At 55.4% G+C, this 17,049-nt stretch carries 17 protein-coding genes; 5 read left to right on the forward strand and 12 right to left on the reverse strand.

All coding sequences use genetic code 11. The annotated features are described in order from the left end of the window. Nucleotides 1-353: 353 nt before the first annotated feature. Complete coding sequence (alaA, locus tag IPZ49_RS01325; RefSeq protein ID WP_003861471.1) at nucleotides 354-1,568, forward strand: alanine transaminase AlaA; 1,215 nt, start codon at nucleotides 354-356, stop codon at nucleotides 1,566-1,568. A gap of 117 nt (nucleotides 1,569-1,685) precedes the next feature. Further along, nucleotides 1,686-2,285 (forward strand): 5'-deoxynucleotidase, encoded by a 600-nt coding sequence (gene yfbR / locus IPZ49_RS01330; protein ID WP_003861468.1) that lies wholly within the window; start codon nucleotides 1,686-1,688, stop codon nucleotides 2,283-2,285. Between the two features lie 80 nt (nucleotides 2,286-2,365). Here the strand turns inward: yfbR and IPZ49_RS01335 are convergent, their stop codons facing one another. The 4 genes from IPZ49_RS01335 to yfbV form a co-directional block, all read right to left on the reverse strand. After that, the gene (locus IPZ49_RS01335) at nucleotides 2,366-4,198 is read right to left on the reverse strand and encodes an SLC13 family permease (protein WP_017693001.1); all 1,833 of its coding nucleotides are present in this window, start codon (nucleotides 4,196-4,198) and stop codon (nucleotides 2,366-2,368) included. 75 nt (nucleotides 4,199-4,273) lie between these two features. After that, complete coding sequence (locus IPZ49_RS01340; RefSeq protein ID WP_003861463.1) at nucleotides 4,274-4,933, reverse strand: sugar phosphatase; 660 nt, start codon at nucleotides 4,931-4,933, stop codon at nucleotides 4,274-4,276. An 11-nt stretch (nucleotides 4,934-4,944) separates the two neighbouring features. Next, nucleotides 4,945-5,439 carry a YfbU family protein gene (locus tag IPZ49_RS01345; protein WP_003861461.1) on the reverse strand — a complete coding sequence of 165 codons (495 nt, stop codon included), beginning with the start codon at nucleotides 5,437-5,439 and terminating at the stop codon, nucleotides 4,945-4,947. Nucleotides 5,440-5,531: 92 nt separating this feature from the next. Then, nucleotides 5,532-5,987 (reverse strand): terminus macrodomain insulation protein YfbV, encoded by a 456-nt coding sequence (yfbV, locus tag IPZ49_RS01350; RefSeq protein WP_017383434.1) that lies wholly within the window; start codon nucleotides 5,985-5,987, stop codon nucleotides 5,532-5,534. 337 nt (nucleotides 5,988-6,324) lie between these two features. Here yfbV and ackA point away from each other — a divergent pair, with 337 nt between their 5' ends. Together ackA and pta are read left to right on the forward strand one after the other, a co-directional pair. Next, nucleotides 6,325-7,527 (forward strand): acetate kinase, encoded by a 1,203-nt coding sequence (gene ackA, locus IPZ49_RS01355; protein WP_015572267.1) that lies wholly within the window; start codon nucleotides 6,325-6,327, stop codon nucleotides 7,525-7,527. A gap of 75 nt (nucleotides 7,528-7,602) precedes the next feature. After that, nucleotides 7,603-9,744, forward strand: a complete 2,142-nt coding sequence (pta, locus tag IPZ49_RS01360) for a phosphate acetyltransferase (protein WP_017383435.1) — start codon at nucleotides 7,603-7,605, stop codon at nucleotides 9,742-9,744. A 108-nt stretch (nucleotides 9,745-9,852) separates the two neighbouring features. Here pta and IPZ49_RS01365 read toward each other — a convergent pair whose 3' ends face one another. The 5 genes from IPZ49_RS01365 to IPZ49_RS01385 all read right to left on the reverse strand — a co-directional run bounded on the left by IPZ49_RS01365 (nucleotide 9,853) and on the right by IPZ49_RS01385 (nucleotide 13,834). Next, nucleotides 9,853-10,806 (reverse strand): transketolase family protein, encoded by a 954-nt coding sequence (locus IPZ49_RS01365; protein ID WP_015572265.1) that lies wholly within the window; start codon nucleotides 10,804-10,806, stop codon nucleotides 9,853-9,855. Beyond that, nucleotides 10,799-11,629, reverse strand: a complete 831-nt coding sequence (locus IPZ49_RS01370; protein ID WP_015572264.1) for a transketolase — start codon at nucleotides 11,627-11,629, stop codon at nucleotides 10,799-10,801. The genes IPZ49_RS01365 and IPZ49_RS01370 overlap by 8 nt, the downstream gene beginning before the upstream one ends. Then, nucleotides 11,626-13,017 (reverse strand): PTS ascorbate transporter subunit IIC, encoded by a 1,392-nt coding sequence (locus tag IPZ49_RS01375; protein ID WP_017383437.1) that lies wholly within the window; start codon nucleotides 13,015-13,017, stop codon nucleotides 11,626-11,628. The genes IPZ49_RS01370 and IPZ49_RS01375 overlap by 4 nt, the downstream gene beginning before the upstream one ends. 21 nt (nucleotides 13,018-13,038) lie before the next feature. Then, complete coding sequence (locus IPZ49_RS01380) at nucleotides 13,039-13,311, reverse strand: PTS sugar transporter subunit IIB (RefSeq protein WP_003861447.1); 273 nt, start codon at nucleotides 13,309-13,311, stop codon at nucleotides 13,039-13,041. Between the two features lie 79 nt (nucleotides 13,312-13,390). After that, nucleotides 13,391-13,834: a PTS sugar transporter subunit IIA gene (locus tag IPZ49_RS01385; protein WP_017383438.1), complete on the reverse strand. Its 444-nt coding sequence runs from the start codon at nucleotides 13,832-13,834 to the stop codon at nucleotides 13,391-13,393. A 236-nt stretch (nucleotides 13,835-14,070) separates the two neighbouring features. On the opposite strand from IPZ49_RS01385, the gene IPZ49_RS01390 reads away from it, so the two are divergent. Further along, nucleotides 14,071-15,090, forward strand: a complete 1,020-nt coding sequence (locus IPZ49_RS01390) for a LacI family DNA-binding transcriptional regulator (protein ID WP_017692998.1) — start codon at nucleotides 14,071-14,073, stop codon at nucleotides 15,088-15,090. A 3-nt stretch (nucleotides 15,091-15,093) separates the two neighbouring features. Here the strand turns inward: IPZ49_RS01390 and yfcD are convergent, their stop codons facing one another. The 3 genes from yfcD to yfcF are packed head-to-tail and all read right to left on the reverse strand — an operon-like array spanning nucleotide 15,094 to nucleotide 16,968. Then, nucleotides 15,094-15,660 (reverse strand): NUDIX hydrolase YfcD, encoded by a 567-nt coding sequence (gene yfcD, locus IPZ49_RS01395; protein WP_006811396.1) that lies wholly within the window; start codon nucleotides 15,658-15,660, stop codon nucleotides 15,094-15,096. Nucleotides 15,661-15,715: 55 nt separating this feature from the next. Then, nucleotides 15,716-16,267, reverse strand: coding sequence for a phosphodiesterase (gene yfcE, locus IPZ49_RS01400; protein WP_017692997.1), 552 nt, complete (start codon nucleotides 16,265-16,267; stop codon nucleotides 15,716-15,718). A 56-nt stretch (nucleotides 16,268-16,323) separates the two neighbouring features. Further along, entirely contained in the window at nucleotides 16,324-16,968 is a 645-nt protein-coding gene (yfcF, locus tag IPZ49_RS01405; protein ID WP_017692996.1) for a glutathione transferase, read from the reverse strand. Nucleotides 16,969-17,049: the final 81 nt, after the last annotated feature.

A 17,049-nucleotide genomic window follows, 5' to 3' on the forward strand; every position in this document is an offset into this window, starting at 1 on the left:
TAACTTTTAACCTGGCTTTGCTAATATGGCAATCGGTATCTCAGCATTCAGGTTTTACGAATGGTCACTCAGGGGGACTAATGCATCAGCCCGAATCGTCTTTTTATTTATTCCAGAATAATATTCATCCTTATATGAAATTTTTAGCATAAACCACCCAGCACCCCTCTTTATCACGATAAATTCAGGCACAAAATCACTCCGTCGTTAGAGTAAGCGATCACCGCGGCATTGCCCGGTTGGACGAAATCTTCTTCTGTGCGCCCTTCAAAACGAAGCGCGGTGGGAGTACATTGTTCCGTGCTCACTTCCACGGCAGGAAGTTGCAATAATAGCGAAAAGGTTAAAGGTTCATGTCCCCTATCGAAAAATCCAGCAAGCTCGACAACGTCTGTTACGACATCCGTGGCCCGGTACTCAAAGAGGCAAAACGCCTTGAAGAGGAAGGCAATAAGGTTCTGAAACTCAACATCGGCAACCCCGCGCCATTTGGTTTTGAAGCGCCGGATGAGATCCTGGTGGATGTGATCCGTAACCTGCCCACTGCACAAGGCTACTGCGATTCAAAAGGGCTTTATTCCGCGCGTAAAGCCATCATGCAGCACTATCAGGCTCGCGGTATGCGCGACGTCACCGTTGAAGATATCTACATTGGCAACGGTGTCTCGGAGCTGATCGTTCAGGCGATGCAGGCGCTCCTGAACAGCGGCGATGAAATGCTGGTTCCTGCCCCGGATTATCCGCTGTGGACGGCTGCGGTGTCCCTGTCCAGCGGTAAAGCGGTGCACTACCTGTGCGACGAATCCTCTGACTGGTTCCCGGATCTGGATGATATTCGCGCCAAAATTACCCCGCGCACCCGGGGTATCGTGATCATTAACCCGAATAACCCGACGGGTGCGGTCTATTCAAAAGAGCTGCTGATGGAGATCGTCGAGATCGCCCGCCAGCACAACCTGATCATCTTTGCCGACGAGATTTACGACAAGATACTGTACGACGCGGCGCAGCACCACTCTATCGCCGCGCTGGCGCCCGATCTGCTGACGGTCACCTTTAACGGACTGTCTAAAACTTACCGCGTTGCCGGTTTCCGTCAGGGCTGGATGGTACTGAACGGTCCGAAAAAACATGCGAAAGGCTACATTGAAGGGCTGGAGATGCTGGCATCCATGCGTCTGTGCGCCAACGTACCGGCGCAACATGCGATCCAGACAGCTCTCGGCGGCTATCAAAGCATCAGCGAGTTTATCGTTCCAGGCGGCCGCCTGTATGAACAGCGCAACCGCGCATGGGAATTGATTAATGATATTCCGGGCGTCTCCTGCGTGAAGCCTAACGGCGCGCTGTACATGTTCCCGAAAATCGACGCGAAGCGCTTCAATATTCACGACGACCAGAAAATGGTGCTCGACTTCCTGTTGCAGGAAAAAGTGCTGCTGGTTCAGGGGACGGCGTTTAACTGGCCGTGGCCGGATCACGTGCGTATCGTCACCCTGCCGCGCGAAGACGATCTCGAGATGGCCATCAGCCGCTTCGGGCGCTTCCTCTCCGGGTACCATCAGTAACGCTGACTTTCCGCCGGGTAGCGCTGCGCTTACCCGGCCTGCAACATCCGCAAATTTGCATCTTCCCTCCCCTCCCCGCACAATGAAGTCTGTCGCAGTGAAGACATAAGGTAACCTATGAGTCAGAGTCATTTCTTTGCCCACCTCTCCCGCCTGAAACTCATCAACCGCTGGCCGCTGATGCGCAACGTGCGTACTGAAAATGTGTCTGAGCACAGTTTGCAGGTTGCCATGGTCGCGCACGCGCTGGCCGCGATTAAAAACCGCAAATTCAACGGGCAGGTGAATGCCGAACGTATCGCCCTGCTGGCGATGTATCACGATGCATCGGAAGTGCTGACCGGGGATCTGCCTACGCCGGTGAAATATTTCAACTCGCAGATTGCCCAGGAATATAAGGCCATTGAGAAGATTGCCCAGCAGAAGCTGATCGACATGGTGCCTGAAGAGCTGCGCGATATCTTCGGGCCGCTGATCGATGAGCATCAGTATACGGAAGAGGAGAAATCCCTGGTTAAGCAGGCCGATGCGCTGTGCGCCTACCTGAAGTGTCTGGAAGAGTTATCCGCCGGGAATAACGAATTTTTACTGGCAAAAACGCGTCTGGAAAAAACGCTGGAATCCCGTCGCAGCGAAGAGATGGACTACTTTATGCGCGTGTTTGTGCCGAGCTTCCATTTGTCACTGGATGAGATTAGCCAGGATTCGCCACTCTGATTTTCGCCCAGCGGCGCTGCGCTTGCAGGGCCTACGGGGTTGTAGGCCGGGTAAGGCGTAGCCGCCACCCGGCAAAATGCTCAGAACGGAAACAGGACCGGTATCAATACCACGCACACCACCATCACCAGCACGGTGAACGGCACACCCAGCTTCACGAAATCACTGAACCTATAATTCCCGGGCCCCAGCACCAGCGTATTGACCGGGGAAGAGACCGGCGTCATAAATGCCGCGGACGCCGCCATCGCAACCATCATCGCAAACGGATACGGCGAAACGCCCATCGATTTTGCCATCGCCAGCGCAATGGGCGCCATCAGCACCGCCGTTGCGGTATTGGAGATGAACAAACCAATGGTGGCGCACATGACGAACAGGCAAACCATCATCAGGTACGGACCATATCCCCCTCCCGCGTCCATTAAGCCTTTCACGATCAAATCCACCCCGCCGGTTTTCTGTAGCGCCAGGGCGAAGGGCATCATCCCGACGATGAGAATGATGCTCGGCCAGTGAATCGCTTTGTAAGCGCTTTCGGCGTCAATACAGCGGAATTTGCCCATTAACAGACAGGCGATTATCGCCGCCACCGGGTTAGGGATCTCGTCCGTCAGCATCAGCGCGACCATCAATACCAGGCAAAAAATCGCATGGGGCGCCTGGCTGTGCGCCGGTGATGCATCGTTCTCTTCAATCGGCATATTCAGCACCACAAAATCGCGGCCTTTCTGCCCGAGCTGGCTAATCAGTTTCCAGTTGCCGACCACGAGGAAGATATCCCCCAGCAGGATCGGCTCATCCACCACCGCCCCTTCAAGGGCTACGCCATCGCGCTTCAGGCCCACCACGTTGAGGCCATAGCGGGTACGAAAGCCGATTTCACGCACGGTTTTGCCCAATAACTCCGATTCCGGGATCAGCGACACCTCGGCCATTCCCACATCCAGCGCCTGGTCAGAGAAATACTCGCCGCGCAGGACCATCGGCTCCAGCAGTTGCTCGCTACAAAACTCCCGCAGATCCACGTCTGCGGTGGACATATCAATCAGCAGGACGTCACGCGCGCGAAACTCTGACACCCCGTTCACGTTAACGATCACCCGACGAAAACGACGCCAGCGCTCAACCCCGATGACGTTCGCGCCATAGCGTTCGCGTAGCTTAAGGTCATCCAGCCGCTGCCCCACCATAGGCGATCCCGGGCGGATAGCCAGACGTCGGGCACGCCCGGTCAGACGATACTCTTTAATCAGATCGCGGAAAGAGCGCCGCTTCCAGCCCTCTTTGGCTTTATCCTGCTTCTCCCCTTTCAGCGCGAAACGGGTCAATAGCATATAGATAATGCCCATCACCAGTACCACCAGCCCGATCGGCGTAACGCTGAAAAAGCTAAACCCCTCAAGCCCCTCACGGATCAGTTCGCTGTTCACGACGAGGTTCGGCGGCGTTGCGACCAGCGTCATCATGCCGCTGATGAGCCCGGCGAAGCTCAACGGCATCATCAGCCGCGACGGGGAGATCTGCATCCTCATGCAGACGCTCAGCACGACCGGAATAAAGATGGCCACGACGCCCGTAGAGCTCATAAACGCGCCCAGCCCGGCGACCGTCAGCATCAGGTAAATCAGCATTTTGGTTTCGCTGCTGCCCGCCACCTTAACCAACCACGACCCCATCATCGTCGCCACGCCGGTGCGTACCAGCCCGTCGCCAATAATAAACAGGGCGGCAATCAAAATAACGTTGGGATCGCTAAACCCGGAAAAGGCTTCCGGCAGGGAAAGGGTACCGCTCAGAACGAATGCGACAATCACAAACAGGGCGACGGCATCCATGCGCACCTTGCCCGTGGCAAAAAGAATGATGGCGATTAACAGCAGGCTCAGGACCCAAATCAGTTCACCGTTCACAACATGTCCTTGTCAGTGGAGGAGAAGCAATTCTGCCATAAAAAAGCCCCGGTAATGCGGGGCTATATCATGGGATTACATTTTTAGCGAGACGGTTACAACTCCGTCTGACGCCTTCGAGACGTCGATGGCGGTCAGGGTGTTAAGCACGAAATCCGCCTCTTCCAGCCGGGGGGAACCCGCCGGGACGTTAACGGCAATGACGTGGCTTCCGGCGTTCAGCCCGGCCAGCACGCCTGCCGCCGCGTCTTCCACCACCACGCACTCCGCTGGCGCAAGGCCAAGCAGTTCTGCGCCGAGCAGAAACGCATCCGGTTCAGGCTTGCCGCGCTTCACGCGCTCAGCGGTAATGAAGACGTCCGGCGTCGGTAAACCTGCCGCCTTATGACGGGCATGCGCGACGGGAACCGAGCCGGAGGTGACGATAGCCCACGGGATCTGCGCTTCATTCAGGTGCTCAAGCAGTTCACGCGCACCGGGCAGCGCGGTGATGCCTTCGGTATCGGTAGCTTCAATCTGCTCAAGATAGCGGAACTCCGCCTGAATCTCTTCCTCAGAACGTCCCGCAAGGAAGTGCCGCAATGAGGTAATGGCCTGTTTGCCATGGATGAAATTCAGTACGTCCTGATGGTCGATGCCATGCCGGTCGGCCCAGTGGCACCACGAGCGCTCCACCACCGGTAGCGAATCCACCAGCGTACCGTCCAGATCAAACAGAAAACCTTTACACTGCACACACACCTCCGTCAGGCATTAATGATTTGTTGAATTTCGTTGCTGCTTAAATGGTACTGACGCGGACAGGCGTGCCACGCGCTCAGCATACGTTGATACTTATCCCACATCGGGGTCTGGGCGTTGAAGCCATGCGTACCCGCATCAAAATGGGTGTAACGCCCTTCGGTATTCACCATAAAGCGTACATAGCTCAGATAGCGCGCTTCCGTCGCGGCATCAAAGCCCAGGAACGTCACGCGGCGCTCGTCAATGGTCTGCTGGTCCTTCAGATTGGTCCAGGACACATGCAGCGCATGGTACATCTCCATGATGTCGATAACGATACGGCAGGTTTCCTCTTTCAGTTCGCCAAATTCGCGATCCAGTTCGCGCATCTGCAAGCCAAAACCACGTTCAACAATGGTTTGCAGGCGGCTGTAGCGCGCAGCGTTATCGGGATCAAGCATAGTCATCATCTTGTACTGGTTAGACAAAATCAGACGTTGAGCATGGGTCATTTCCATCTTTCGACTCCTGTAGCGCATTGCACTGTAAAAAAAAGACACGGTAACTGATTGTTACTGTGCCTTCTTTTGGTCGTCGTTTCGATGATCAATCACAAGTCATCGAGGAATGTTTTATCAAGCTGTTTAAACGCACGCTTGAGGGTATCCGCCAGCGCCTGATAGTCTGGCTTGCCTTCAACCGGCGCCAGCGCCTGGCCCGCCTCCTCCAGTTTTCCACGCACTTCATAAAACCAGTGTAAAACAGAAGGCGGAAGTGGCGTGACGGAACGTTTGCCTAACCACCATAGCCCCTGCATCGGCAGGCTTAAAGCAAAAAGCGCCGTCGCGACGGCAGGGCCAAGCTGTCCACCTAACGCTATCTGCCAGCACAGGGTAAAAACGGCAATCGGGGGCATAAAGCGAATCGCATAGCGCGTGGCGCGAATAGTGCGATTTTCAATAAACATGGGCGCGAGGCGCTTTTCCATCGGCCATGTCTTTGCGTAATGCTGTCCCCGACGAAACAGACTAAAAAAGTTCACGGACGGGATTTCGGGTGTCGACATGGCTGTACCTCAACTTCACATATAAAAATTAAAATTTTCGTGCAAAACCACAACAGGCTATGACAACGTTCAAAATATTTTGTCATCGCTACCCCGTATCGGGTATCCTGTGCCAGCCTGATAGGGCCGTAGACGATAAGCGTTAACTCGTCAAATTATCGCATATTATGCCATTGTCTGAAAAATGTTCAAAATGGCTTAAAATCATAGGTATTTCTTCCATCCTGCCAGAATGTTTGTTTGGCATGATGTTAATCATAAATGTCTGGGTCAGCATGCGTTACGCTTTTAGACTCACTGACGTTTTTTTAGCCACGTATCAATAATAGGTACTTCCATGTCGAGTAAGTTAGTACTGGTTCTGAACTGCGGTAGCTCCTCACTGAAATTCGCCATCATCGATGCGCTCAACGGTGACGAGTACCTCTCTGGTTTGGCCGAATGTTTCCATCTGCCTGAAGCACGTATCAAGTGGAAGATGGACGGCAGCAAACAAGAAGCGGCTTTAGGTGCAGGCGCCGCTCACAGTGAAGCGCTGAACTTTATCGTTAACACTATTCTGGCACAAAAACCAGAACTGTCTGCTCAGCTGACCGCAATTGGTCACCGTATCGTCCACGGCGGCGAAAAATACACCAGTTCCGTGGTAATCGACGACTCCGTGATCCAGGGTATCAAAGACTCTGCGTCTTTCGCACCGCTGCATAACCCGGCTCACCTGATCGGTATCGCTGAAGCACTGAAATCCTTCCCGAGTCTGAAAGACAAAAACGTGGCCGTGTTTGATACCGCGTTCCATCAGACCATGCCGGAAGAGTCTTACCTCTATGCCCTGCCATACAGCCTGTACAAAGAGCACGGCGTCCGTCGTTACGGCGCCCACGGCACCAGCCACTTCTATGTGACTCAGGAAGCCGCAAAAGTGCTGAACAAGCCGGTTGAAGAAGTCAACATCATCACCTGCCACCTGGGTAACGGTGGTTCTGTTTCCGCTATCCGCAACGGTAAGTGTGTTGACACCTCTATGGGTCTGACCCCGCTGGAAGGTCTGGTGATGGGTACCCGTTCCGGTGATATCGACCCGGCGATCATCTTCCACCTGCACGACACCCTGGGCATGAGCGTTGACGATATCAACAAAATGCTGACCAAAGAGTCTGGCCTGCTGGGCCTGACCGAGGTCACCAGCGACTGCCGTTACGTTGAAGACAACTACGCAGAAAAAGCTGACGCTAAACGTGCAATGGACGTTTATTGCCACCGTCTGGCGAAGTACATCGGTTCTTACACCGCGCTGATGGAAGGCCGTCTGGATGCTGTTATCTTCACCGGCGGTATCGGTGAGAACGCGGCAATGGTACGTGAACTGTCCCTGGGCAAACTGGGCGTTCTGGGCTTCGAAGTTGATCATGAGCGTAACCTGGCTGCCCGCTTCGGCAAGTCTGGCTTCATCAACAAAGAAGGCACCCGCCCTGCTATCGTTATCCCAACTAACGAAGAGCTGGTCATCGCGCAAGACGCGCACCGCCTGACTGCCTGATTCCACACCGCCAGCAATGCTGGCGGTGCTGTTTTGTAACCCGCCCAACGCGGCGGTAACGAAAGAGGATAAACCGTGTCCCGTACTATTATGCTGATCCCTACCGGAACCAGCGTCGGCCTGACCAGCGTCAGCCTCGGCGTGATCCGCGCTATGGAACGCAAAGGCGTTCGTCTGAGCGTCTTTAAGCCTATCGCCCAGCCACGTGCCGGTGGCGATGCGCCAGACCAGACCACCACCATCGTTCGCAAGAACTCCAATCTGCCAGCGGCTGAACCGCTGAAGATGAGCCACGTTGAATCTCTGCTCTCCAGCAACCAGAAAGACGTGCTGATGGAAGAGATCATTGCCAACTACCACGCAAACGCGCAGGACGCGGAAGTGGTGCTGGTTGAAGGCCTGGTCCCGACCCGTAAACACCAGTTTGCCCAGTCTCTGAACTTTGAAATCGCGAAAACCCTGAACGCAGAGATCGTTTTCGTGATGTCTCAGGGCACGGATACCCCAGAGCAGCTGAAAGAGCGTATCGAACTGACGCGCAGCAGCTTCGGCGGTGCGAAAAACACCAGCATCACCGGCGTGATTGTTAACAAGCTGAACGCGCCAGTAGATGAGCAGGGCCGTACGCGTCCTGACCTGTCCGAAATTTTTGACGACTCTTCCAAAGCGAAAGTCATCAAAGTTGACCCGGCTAAGTTGCAGGATTCCAGCCCGCTGCCTGTTCTGGGCGCGGTGCCATGGAGCTTCGATCTGATTGCCACCCGTGCAATCGATATGGCGCGTCACCTGAACGCCACCGTGATCAACGAAGGCGATATCAACACCCGCCGCGTGAAGTCCGTAACTTTCTGCGCACGTAGCATTCCACACATGCTGGAGCACTTCCGTGCAGGTTCCCTGCTGGTAACCTCCGCAGACCGTCCGGACGTGCTGGTTGCAGCCTGTCTGGCCGCGATGAACGGCGTGGAGATCGGCGCGATCCTGCTGACCGGTGCCTACGAGATGGACCCACGCGTAAGCAAGCTGTGCGAACGTGCGTTCGCCACTGGCCTGCCAGTCTTCATGGTGAACACTAACACCTGGCAGACCTCCCTGAGCCTGCAAAGCTTCAACCTCGAAGTGCCGGTTGATGACCACGAGCGTATCGAGAAAGTTCAGGAATACGTTGCGGGCTACATCAACGCAGACTGGATCGAATCCCTGACGGCGACCTCCGAGCGCAGCCGTCGTCTGTCTCCTCCAGCCTTCCGTTACCAGCTGACCGAGCTGGCGCGTAAAGCGGGCAAACGCGTGGTTCTGCCAGAAGGCGACGAACCACGTACCGTTAAAGCGGCAGCCATCTGTGCAGAGCGCGGTATCGCGACCTGTGTGCTGCTGGGTAACCCGGATGAGATCAACCGCGTTGCGGCGTCTCAGGGCGTTGAGCTCGGCGCGGGCATCGAAATCGTTGATCCTGACGTGGTCCGCGAAAGTTACGTTGCCCGTCTGGTTGAGCTGCGTAAGAACAAAGGCATGACCGAAGCCGTTGCGCGCGAGCAGCTGGAAGACAACGTGGTGCTGGGTACGCTGATGCTGGAGCAGGACGAAGTTGACGGTCTGGTTTCCGGTGCGGTTCACACCACCGCGAACACCATCCGTCCACCGTTGCAGCTGATCAAAACTGCACCGGGCAGTTCTCTGGTCTCCTCCGTGTTCTTCATGCTGCTGCCTGAACAGGTTTACGTTTACGGCGACTGCGCGATCAACCCGGACCCAACCGCAGAGCAGCTGGCAGAAATCGCTATCCAGTCTGCGGACTCCGCGATTGCCTTCGGTATTGAACCACGCGTCGCGATGCTCTCCTACTCCACTGGCACCTCTGGTGCAGGTAGTGACGTAGAGAAAGTCCGTGAAGCGACCCGCATTGCACAGGAAAAACGTCCGGATCTGATGATCGACGGCCCGCTCCAGTACGATGCCGCGGTAATGGCTGACGTGGCGAAATCCAAAGCGCCGAACTCGCCGGTTGCAGGTCGCGCTACCGTGTTCATCTTCCCGGATCTGAACACCGGTAACACCACCTATAAAGCGGTACAGCGTTCAGCAGACCTGATCTCCATCGGGCCAATGCTGCAAGGCATGCGCAAACCTGTGAACGACCTGTCCCGTGGTGCGCTGGTTGACGATATCGTCTACACCATCGCGCTGACCGCAATCCAGTCTTCGCAGCAGCAGTAAGCTAAAAAGCCCGGTGGCGCTAGCGCTTACCGGGCCTACGGTTTTATAGGCCGGATAAGCGAAGCGCCATCCGGCAAGAGAGGCGACCACAAATGGTCGCCTTTTTTATTACAGCAGCTCCCGCGCCGCCGACACAATGTCATGTGCCGTCAGGCCATACTCCTTCTGCAAGAAGTCCTGCGTACCCACCTGACCATACCGTTCCTTCACCCCCACCCGCCGCATAGGCACCGGACAGGTTTCCACCAGCACTTCCGCCACCGCCGACCCCAGCCCGTTGTGAATGCTGTGATTTTCGCAGGTCACAATACGCCCGGTTTTCTCGGCATAGTTTTTCACCAGCATCCGATCGATGGGCTTCAGGGTAAACATGTCGATGACCGCTGCGCTTACCCCCTCCTGCTCCAGCTGGCGCGCCGCCTCCAGCGCTTCCGCCACCATAATGCCGTTAGCAATCAGGGTAATATCGGTTCCCTCGCGCAGCACGTTGCCCTTGCCGATGGTGAAGGTTGACCCCGGGGCATACACGCTCGGCGCCTGTTTACGGATGGTCCTTACCCAGTAAAAGCCTTCCAGGTCGATAAGCTGACGCAGCACATCTTCGAACATCACCGCATCGGTCACCTCCAGCACCACTGAATGCGCCAGACCGCGCACGATGCCCATATCCTCAAAAGACATATGCGTCCCGCCGTTGTGGCAGGCCGTCACGCCCGCATCCGAGGCAATCACCTTCACGTTATTGCGCTGGTAGTCCAGGGACATAAACAGCTGGTCGAAGCAGCGACGGCTGGCAAAGGCGGTAAAGGTATGGACGAACGGCTTACGTCCGGTAAGCGACAGCCCCGCCGCCGTGCCGATGACGTTGGCTTCCATAATGCCGCAGTTAATCACGTGCTGAGGATAATCGCGCGCCACGCCGTCCATAGCCATCGAGCTCATCAGGTCGGCTTCCAGGGCGATAATCTCACTGCCAGCCTCAATCTGTTTTGCCACAAAACCCGCGTAGACCTTACGCATCTCAACGGCATCTTTCTGTCCTGTCGGTGCAACCTTAATCATGTGAAGCCTCCAGTTGGCGAATCGTCTCGTTAAGCGCCGCTTTGCTCTCCTCGGTTAATCGCAGGTGATGCGAGTTGCTGAGCTGTTCCAGGTATGGCACTCCCTGCCCTTTGATGCTGTCGAGGATCACCACCCGCGGACGCGCATCGGCCTCAGGGATCGGCGCGGTCACCTCCAGCAGCGCCGGAATGTCATCCCCTTTCACCGTCACCACGTCAAAACCAAAGGCGCGGAATTTGCCTTCCAGGTCGAAGGCGCTGATGATTTCGTCCAGCTCGCCGTCGAGCTGCTGTTTGTTCCAGTCCACGAATACCGTCAGGTTGTTCAGTCGATGGTGAGCGATAAACTGGAAGGCTTCCCAGCACTGCCCTTCATTCAGTTCTCCGTCGCCAACGATGCAAAACACCCGGTTTGGCCTTCCTGCCAGCTTGTGCGACAGCGCCATGCCGCCAGCGATGGAGATCCCCTGCCCCAGTGAACCGGTGGTGGCATCCACGCCGCGTGTTTTCAGGCGATCCGGGTGACTTGGCAGACGCGTCCCGTTCTGGTTCAGCGTACTCAGCTCTTCAATCGGGAAGTAGCCCTTAATCGCCAGCGTGCTGTACAGCGCCGGCCCCGCATGGCCTTTCGACAGCACAAAGTAATCGCGCTCTGGCCAGTCCGGATCGGCCGGGTCGATCTTCATCACCGCGCCGTACAGAACGGCCAGCGTTTCAACGACTGACATGCTGCCGCCGTAGTGCCCAAAACCCAGCTGCGTAAGGGATTTCAGCGTCTCAAGGCGGATCTGACGCGCCAGGTCGGTTATTTCATTCTCATTCATGATTTGGCTCCGGGGTTTTCCTGCGCGTTACCGCTGGCAGGTTTGTTTTTAGCGAAGACGTTGTAGGCCACCAGCAGCGCGAACAACACAACAACCAGTCCGGTGATGGCAAGCGGCGACAGGAAGCGTGCCAGGTTGCCCAGCACAATCCCGACCGCACCAAAATCAGCGTCCGAGAAGGTCGTATTCGCAAAGCCAATTGCGCCCAGAACAGGCAGCAGCAGGACCGGGAGGAAGGTGATCAGCAGGCCGTTAGCAAAGGCGCCAATCATTGCCCCGCGGCGTCCACCGGTGGCGTTACCGAACACGCCCGCCGTTGCGCCGGTGAAGAAGTGCGGCACAACGCCCGGGAGGATCAGCACCCAGCTAAACTGACCGCAGATGAACAACCCAACAATCCCGCCGAGGAAGCTAAACAGGAAGCCAATCAGCACCGCGTTTGGCGCATACGGGTAGACTACCGGGCAGTCCAGCGCAGGCCGCGCATTGGGCACCAGTTTTTCCGAGAAGCCGGTAAAGGCCGGGACGATTTCCGCCAGAATCAGGCGCACGCCCTGCAAGATGATGAACACGCCTGCCGCGAAGGTGATGGCCATAATGATGGCGTATACCAGGTAGTTTTGGCCGCCGCTGAAGGTGGCCTCCACGTACTCACGTCCGGCGCTCACCGCCATGATCAGGTAGATAATCATCATGGTCAGGGAGATGGAGATTGAACTGTCACGCAGGAAGCTAAGGTTCTTCGGCAGGTTCATCTCTTCGGTGGAGCGCGAGCCTTTGCCGACCTTGCTGCCAATCCAGCCGGACAGCACGTAGCCCAGCGTGCCGAAATGACCGAAGGCGATCTCATCGTTGCCGGTAATACGCTTCATATAGCGCTGCGCAATCGCCGGGAAGAAGGCCATAATCAGGCCGAGGATCAACGAACCGGTAAAGACCAGCCCGACCCCCTCGAAGCCTGCAACCGTCAGGATCACGCCGATCATGCATGCCATGTAGAAGGTGTGATGCCCGGTGAGGAAGATGTATTTCAGGCGGGTAAAGCGCGCAACAATAATATTCGCCACCATCCCGAAGGCCATAATGAGCGCGGTGGAAGCGCCATATTTCTCCAGGGCAATCGATACAATAGCTTCATTGTTGGGAATAATGCCCTGAATATTAAAGGCGTGCTCAAACATACCGCCGAGCGGATTTAAAGAGCCCACCAGCACAGTTGCGCCGCCGCCCAGTACAATAAAGCCGAGAATGGTTTTAATTGTGCCTTTTACCACATCCGAAAAGGCTTTTTTCTGCGCCACAAGACCAATCAGAGCAATTAACCCGACCAGCACTGAAGGGACTTTTAAAATATCAACAACGAAATTCAGCGTTTCAAGGATAAACATATCCACCTCGCCTTATCAGGATTATTGTCTTTCGAACCAGGCGCGCAGCTGCGCTTCGAGTTCGTTGATATCGATGATATTGTTGATTACCACCAGCTGGCTTTCCGGCACGCTGGCGCTGGCGGCAATGTCTTTCGCCATTACAAACAGGTCCGCCGCGCCCGGCGTGGCCGAGGAGAGATCGGAGTGTTCAACCTCGGCCTCAATTTCCAGTTTTTTGAGCACCTTTTTAATATTCATTTCGACCATAAAACTGCTGCCCAGGCCGGAGCCGCAAATAGCCATGATTTTCATTGTTATCCCCTTTTTTGAGTAGAGTACGTCCCATCACGCTGACGCGTAATGTTGAGATGAATCGGATTAAATAATTAAATCAGAAGCGATCGATAACGGTTTTTATCTCCTCCAGCGTATTCGCCCGATGTAATTCAGCCATATCTTCGTCGCTGGAAAATAATTCCGCTAAGGCTGAGATCATTTCGATATGGCTATGCTTGTCCGGCGCCGCCAGCATCACAATCACATCGACGGGGTCAAACTCACCGGCACCAAAAGAGACGCCCTGTTTTAGTTTTAATAATGACAGGCCAAGTCCTTTCGCCCCTTCTTCCGGTCGCGCATGTGGCATTGCCAGCCCTGGAGCCAGCACATAGTAGGGACCTAACGTCTGGTGCTGCTCGATGATAGCCGTGACATATTCCGGCGCAATGACCTGCAAATCCAGCAGCGGTTTCGCGCACAGTTCCAGCGCCTGGGGCCAGCTTTCAACGCTATCCTGTAGGATGATGGTTGTATCATATATCCACTTTTTGAGCATTTTTCACTCCCGCTAAAGACCAGACATGGGCAAACTCTATTCAACCCATCAATCAATGACTGCGATCGCGATCACAAAGATAGCGCTACCAACGACTAACATGCAGAACTGTGATAGCGCTATCAAATTGCTATCATGGTGCGAAATCACAGCAAAAAAAGGGATTTAAGGCGTATACTGCCTGTCACGTAAAATGAAGGATGAAACTGAATCGCGTCCTGTCAGCAGGAAGATGTATGTCTTTAACCCGAAAACGGCGCAGTACCGGAAAAGTAACGCTCGCGGATGTCGCACAGCTTGCCGGCGTAGGCACGATGACTGTTTCCCGTGCCCTCCGCACGCCCGAACAGGTTTCCGATAAACTGCGTGAAAAAATTGAAGCCGCGGTGCAGGAGCTGGGTTATATGCCCAATCTTGCCGCCAGCGCACTGGCATCGGCGTCGTCATGGACGATCGCGATGGTAGTTCCCAATCTTTCCGAAGCTGGCTGTTCCGAGATGTTCGCCGGGCTACAGCAGGTGCTCCAGCCAGCCGGATATCAGATCATGCTGGCTGAATCTCAGCATCGTCTTGAACAGGAAGAGAAACTGCTCGAAACGCTGCTGGCCTCGAATATCGCCGCGGCGATACTGCTCAGCGTCGAGCACTCCGATACCGTACGCCACTGGCTGAAAAACGCCTCTATCCCGGTGATGGAAATGGGTGCAATGCGTGCCGATCCGATTGATATGAATATCGGGATTGATAACGTCGCCGCCATGTATGAACTTACCGAGATGGTAATTCAGCGTGGCTACCAGAATATCGGCCTGCTGTGCGCTAACCAGGAGCAGTGGATTTTTCAGCAGCATTTGCAGGGCTGGTACAAGGCGATGCTGCGCCACCACCTGTCGCCGAACAGAGTGATTAATGCCGCCATGCCGCCGAACTTCTCCACCGGCGCGGCACAACTGCCAGAGTTCCTGCTGGCGTGGCCGGAACTGGATGCGCTGGTGTGCGTATCAGATGAACTGGCCTGCGGCGCGCTGTATGAGTGCCAGCGTCGACGCATCAAAGTGCCGGACGATTTAGCGGTCGTGGGCTTTGGTGACAGCGACGTCAGCCGCGTCTGTCAGCCGCCGCTGACAACGATGGCAGTACCGCATCGCAAGATTGGGATTGAAGCCGGGAAAGCGTTACTGGAACGTCTGAATGACGGAGACTGGCGCGATCATAAACCCATCGCGTCCAGCCTGTGTATGCGGGAAAGCTGTTAAGGCTTACTCAGCCTCTTCCTCTTTTTCCGCCTTATTTTCCGGTTTAGCGGATTCGTTTTTGGCGTTGCGGGTCATCCACAGCGCCAGTGCTTTAAGGGAATCTGGCGTGAACTCGTCGCAACGCGCGGTGATCTCTTCCGGCGTCATCCAGCACACTTCGCTCACTTCCTCTTCCTGCAAGGCGAAAGGTCCGTGGGAAACGCAGCTAAACAGCCCGCCCCAGACGCGACAATGTTCATCTTCGAAATAAAATTGCCCGTGCTCGGCAAACGGCACGCCAGCGATACCTAACTCTTCTTCCGCTTCACGACGCGCGGAATCCAGCAATACTTCATCGGCCTGCACAACGCCACCTGCTGTGGCATCCAGCATACCAGGAAGAAAATCTTTGGTGTCGGTGCGACGCTGGACCAGAATCTTGCCCATGCCGTCATGAACAACGATGTAAGTCGCGCGGTGACGCAGACGCTCCGCACGCATTTGTTCGCGGCTGGCCTGCGCGATCACTTCATTCTCTTCGCTGACAATGTCAACCCACTCAGTACTTGCCAAATGATTCTGCTCCACCATCGGGAAACCTTCTCGTCTAAGCGCTCTTTTGGCGCGTTTGCAGTTGTGGTGTAACTTACGGATTAATCGCTATCTGCGCAATAACTTGCTGATCATTAAGTGCGATAACGCTTAATGTCCCGTCTTCATACATGCCGTAGCTTGCCGGATTGCCGCCTTTAGGAATGCTGACAGACCCGGGATTAAAGTGATAAAACGCCCCGCGTTTTTCCGCCACCGGAATATGAGTATGACCATAAACCAGGACATCGCCAGCGGCGAGTGACGGCAGGTTATCCGGGCCGAACAGGTGCCCGTGGGTCAGGAACAAACGGCTGTTTTCCATCAACACCTGTTGCCAGGGAGCGGTGATGGGAAAATGCAGCAGCATCTGGTCAACTTCGCTGTCACAGTTGCCGCGAACGGCGATAATGCGCGAGGCAAAATGATTAAGTTTTTCCGCCACCTGCGCGGGAGCGTAGCCTTCCGGCAACGCATTGCGTGGGCCGTGGTTTAACACGTCGCCCAGGATCACCAGCCATTGCGCCCCGCTTTGGGCGAACAGAGAAAGCACGCGTTCGGTCGCGGGCAGCGATCCATGAATATCCGACGCAAACATCAGTTTCATCAGTTACTCCTCAGGAATTCAGACTGCCCCTATCATACCTCAAGCGCCCCGTCTTATCAGCCCGCGCGCTTAGCAGAGAGTGCCAGATAGCGCTGTACCGACGCGCGTTGCCACTGGAATGTGGCGTAATCCACCAGCAGCTGTGGGACGTCATCGCCATTGAGGATCAAGCGATTGAGCATCAGCGCCAGATCGGTGTCGGCAATACACCACTCGCCAAACAGGTTGGGGTTACCCTGCGCCAGCAGCGATGACGCAGTTTCGATCAGCTTCCGGGCGCTGGATAAGCCTTCCTCGCTGAGGGCGGGCTTTTTGACGCCAGCGAACACCACATCCGTAGAGCGTTCTGTGCGAATCGGCACCAGGTCGCTACGCAGCCATGCCTGGATCTGGCGGGCGCGGGCGCGCTTTTGCAGATCGTGAGGATAGATGCGTTCCCACTCTGGCGGGGCAAAGCGGTCCTCAAGATACTCGTCAATCGCCGAGGATTCACTCAACTCAAAACCGTCGATCTCCAGCACAGGGACTCGGCGAGTGAGCGCGTAGCCCTGCCACTGGGGCTTCAGATGTTCGCCGCTGTCCAGGTCGACGGTTTTCAGACTAAAAGTAAGCCCCTTTTCTGCCAGCGCCACATAAACGCTCATGACATAAGGAGAAAAAAAGTTCGCATCGGACCACAACGTTATTACAGGCTGGCTCATAACATCCTCATCGGCTGATCGGTTTTCACTCAACATATAATCTCTTTGCCTCGCTGTCACTTGATGAAAACTCACGATTTA

Source organism: Enterobacter cloacae complex sp. S2 (assembly GCF_015159675.1).
In the GTDB taxonomy this organism is placed as follows: Bacteria; Pseudomonadota; Gammaproteobacteria; order Enterobacterales; family Enterobacteriaceae; genus Enterobacter; species Enterobacter intestinihominis.

What these genes read in the sequence shown, in the direction of transcription:
- IPZ49_RS01390 (WP_017692998.1), top strand. Translation starts at nt 14,071, where the DNA reads ATGTCTTTAACCCGAAAACGGCGCAGTACCGGAAAAGTAACGCTCGCG.
- IPZ49_RS01365 (WP_015572265.1), bottom strand. Translation starts at nt 10,806, where the DNA reads ATGATTAAGGTTGCACCGACAGGACAGAAAGATGCCGTTGAGATGCGT.
- IPZ49_RS01385 (WP_017383438.1), bottom strand. Translation starts at nt 13,834, where the DNA reads ATGCTCAAAAAGTGGATATATGATACAACCATCATCCTACAGGATAGC.
- ackA (WP_015572267.1), top strand. Translation starts at nt 6,325, where the DNA reads ATGTCGAGTAAGTTAGTACTGGTTCTGAACTGCGGTAGCTCCTCACTG.
- yfbV (WP_017383434.1), bottom strand. Translation starts at nt 5,987, where the DNA reads ATGTCGACACCCGAAATCCCGTCCGTGAACTTTTTTAGTCTGTTTCGT.
- IPZ49_RS01375 (WP_017383437.1), bottom strand. Translation starts at nt 13,017, where the DNA reads ATGTTTATCCTTGAAACGCTGAATTTCGTTGTTGATATTTTAAAAGTC.
- yfcF (WP_017692996.1), bottom strand. Translation starts at nt 16,968, where the DNA reads ATGAGCCAGCCTGTAATAACGTTGTGGTCCGATGCGAACTTTTTTTCT.
- alaA (WP_003861471.1), top strand. Translation starts at nt 354, where the DNA reads ATGTCCCCTATCGAAAAATCCAGCAAGCTCGACAACGTCTGTTACGAC.
- yfbR (WP_003861468.1), top strand. Translation starts at nt 1,686, where the DNA reads ATGAGTCAGAGTCATTTCTTTGCCCACCTCTCCCGCCTGAAACTCATC.
- IPZ49_RS01380 (WP_003861447.1), bottom strand. Translation starts at nt 13,311, where the DNA reads ATGAAAATCATGGCTATTTGCGGCTCCGGCCTGGGCAGCAGTTTTATG.
- yfcE (WP_017692997.1), bottom strand. Translation starts at nt 16,267, where the DNA reads ATGAAACTGATGTTTGCGTCGGATATTCATGGATCGCTGCCCGCGACC.
- IPZ49_RS01370 (WP_015572264.1), bottom strand. Translation starts at nt 11,629, where the DNA reads ATGAATGAGAATGAAATAACCGACCTGGCGCGTCAGATCCGCCTTGAG.
- yfcD (WP_006811396.1), bottom strand. Translation starts at nt 15,660, where the DNA reads ATGGTGGAGCAGAATCATTTGGCAAGTACTGAGTGGGTTGACATTGTC.
- IPZ49_RS01345 (WP_003861461.1), bottom strand. Translation starts at nt 5,439, where the DNA reads ATGGAAATGACCCATGCTCAACGTCTGATTTTGTCTAACCAGTACAAG.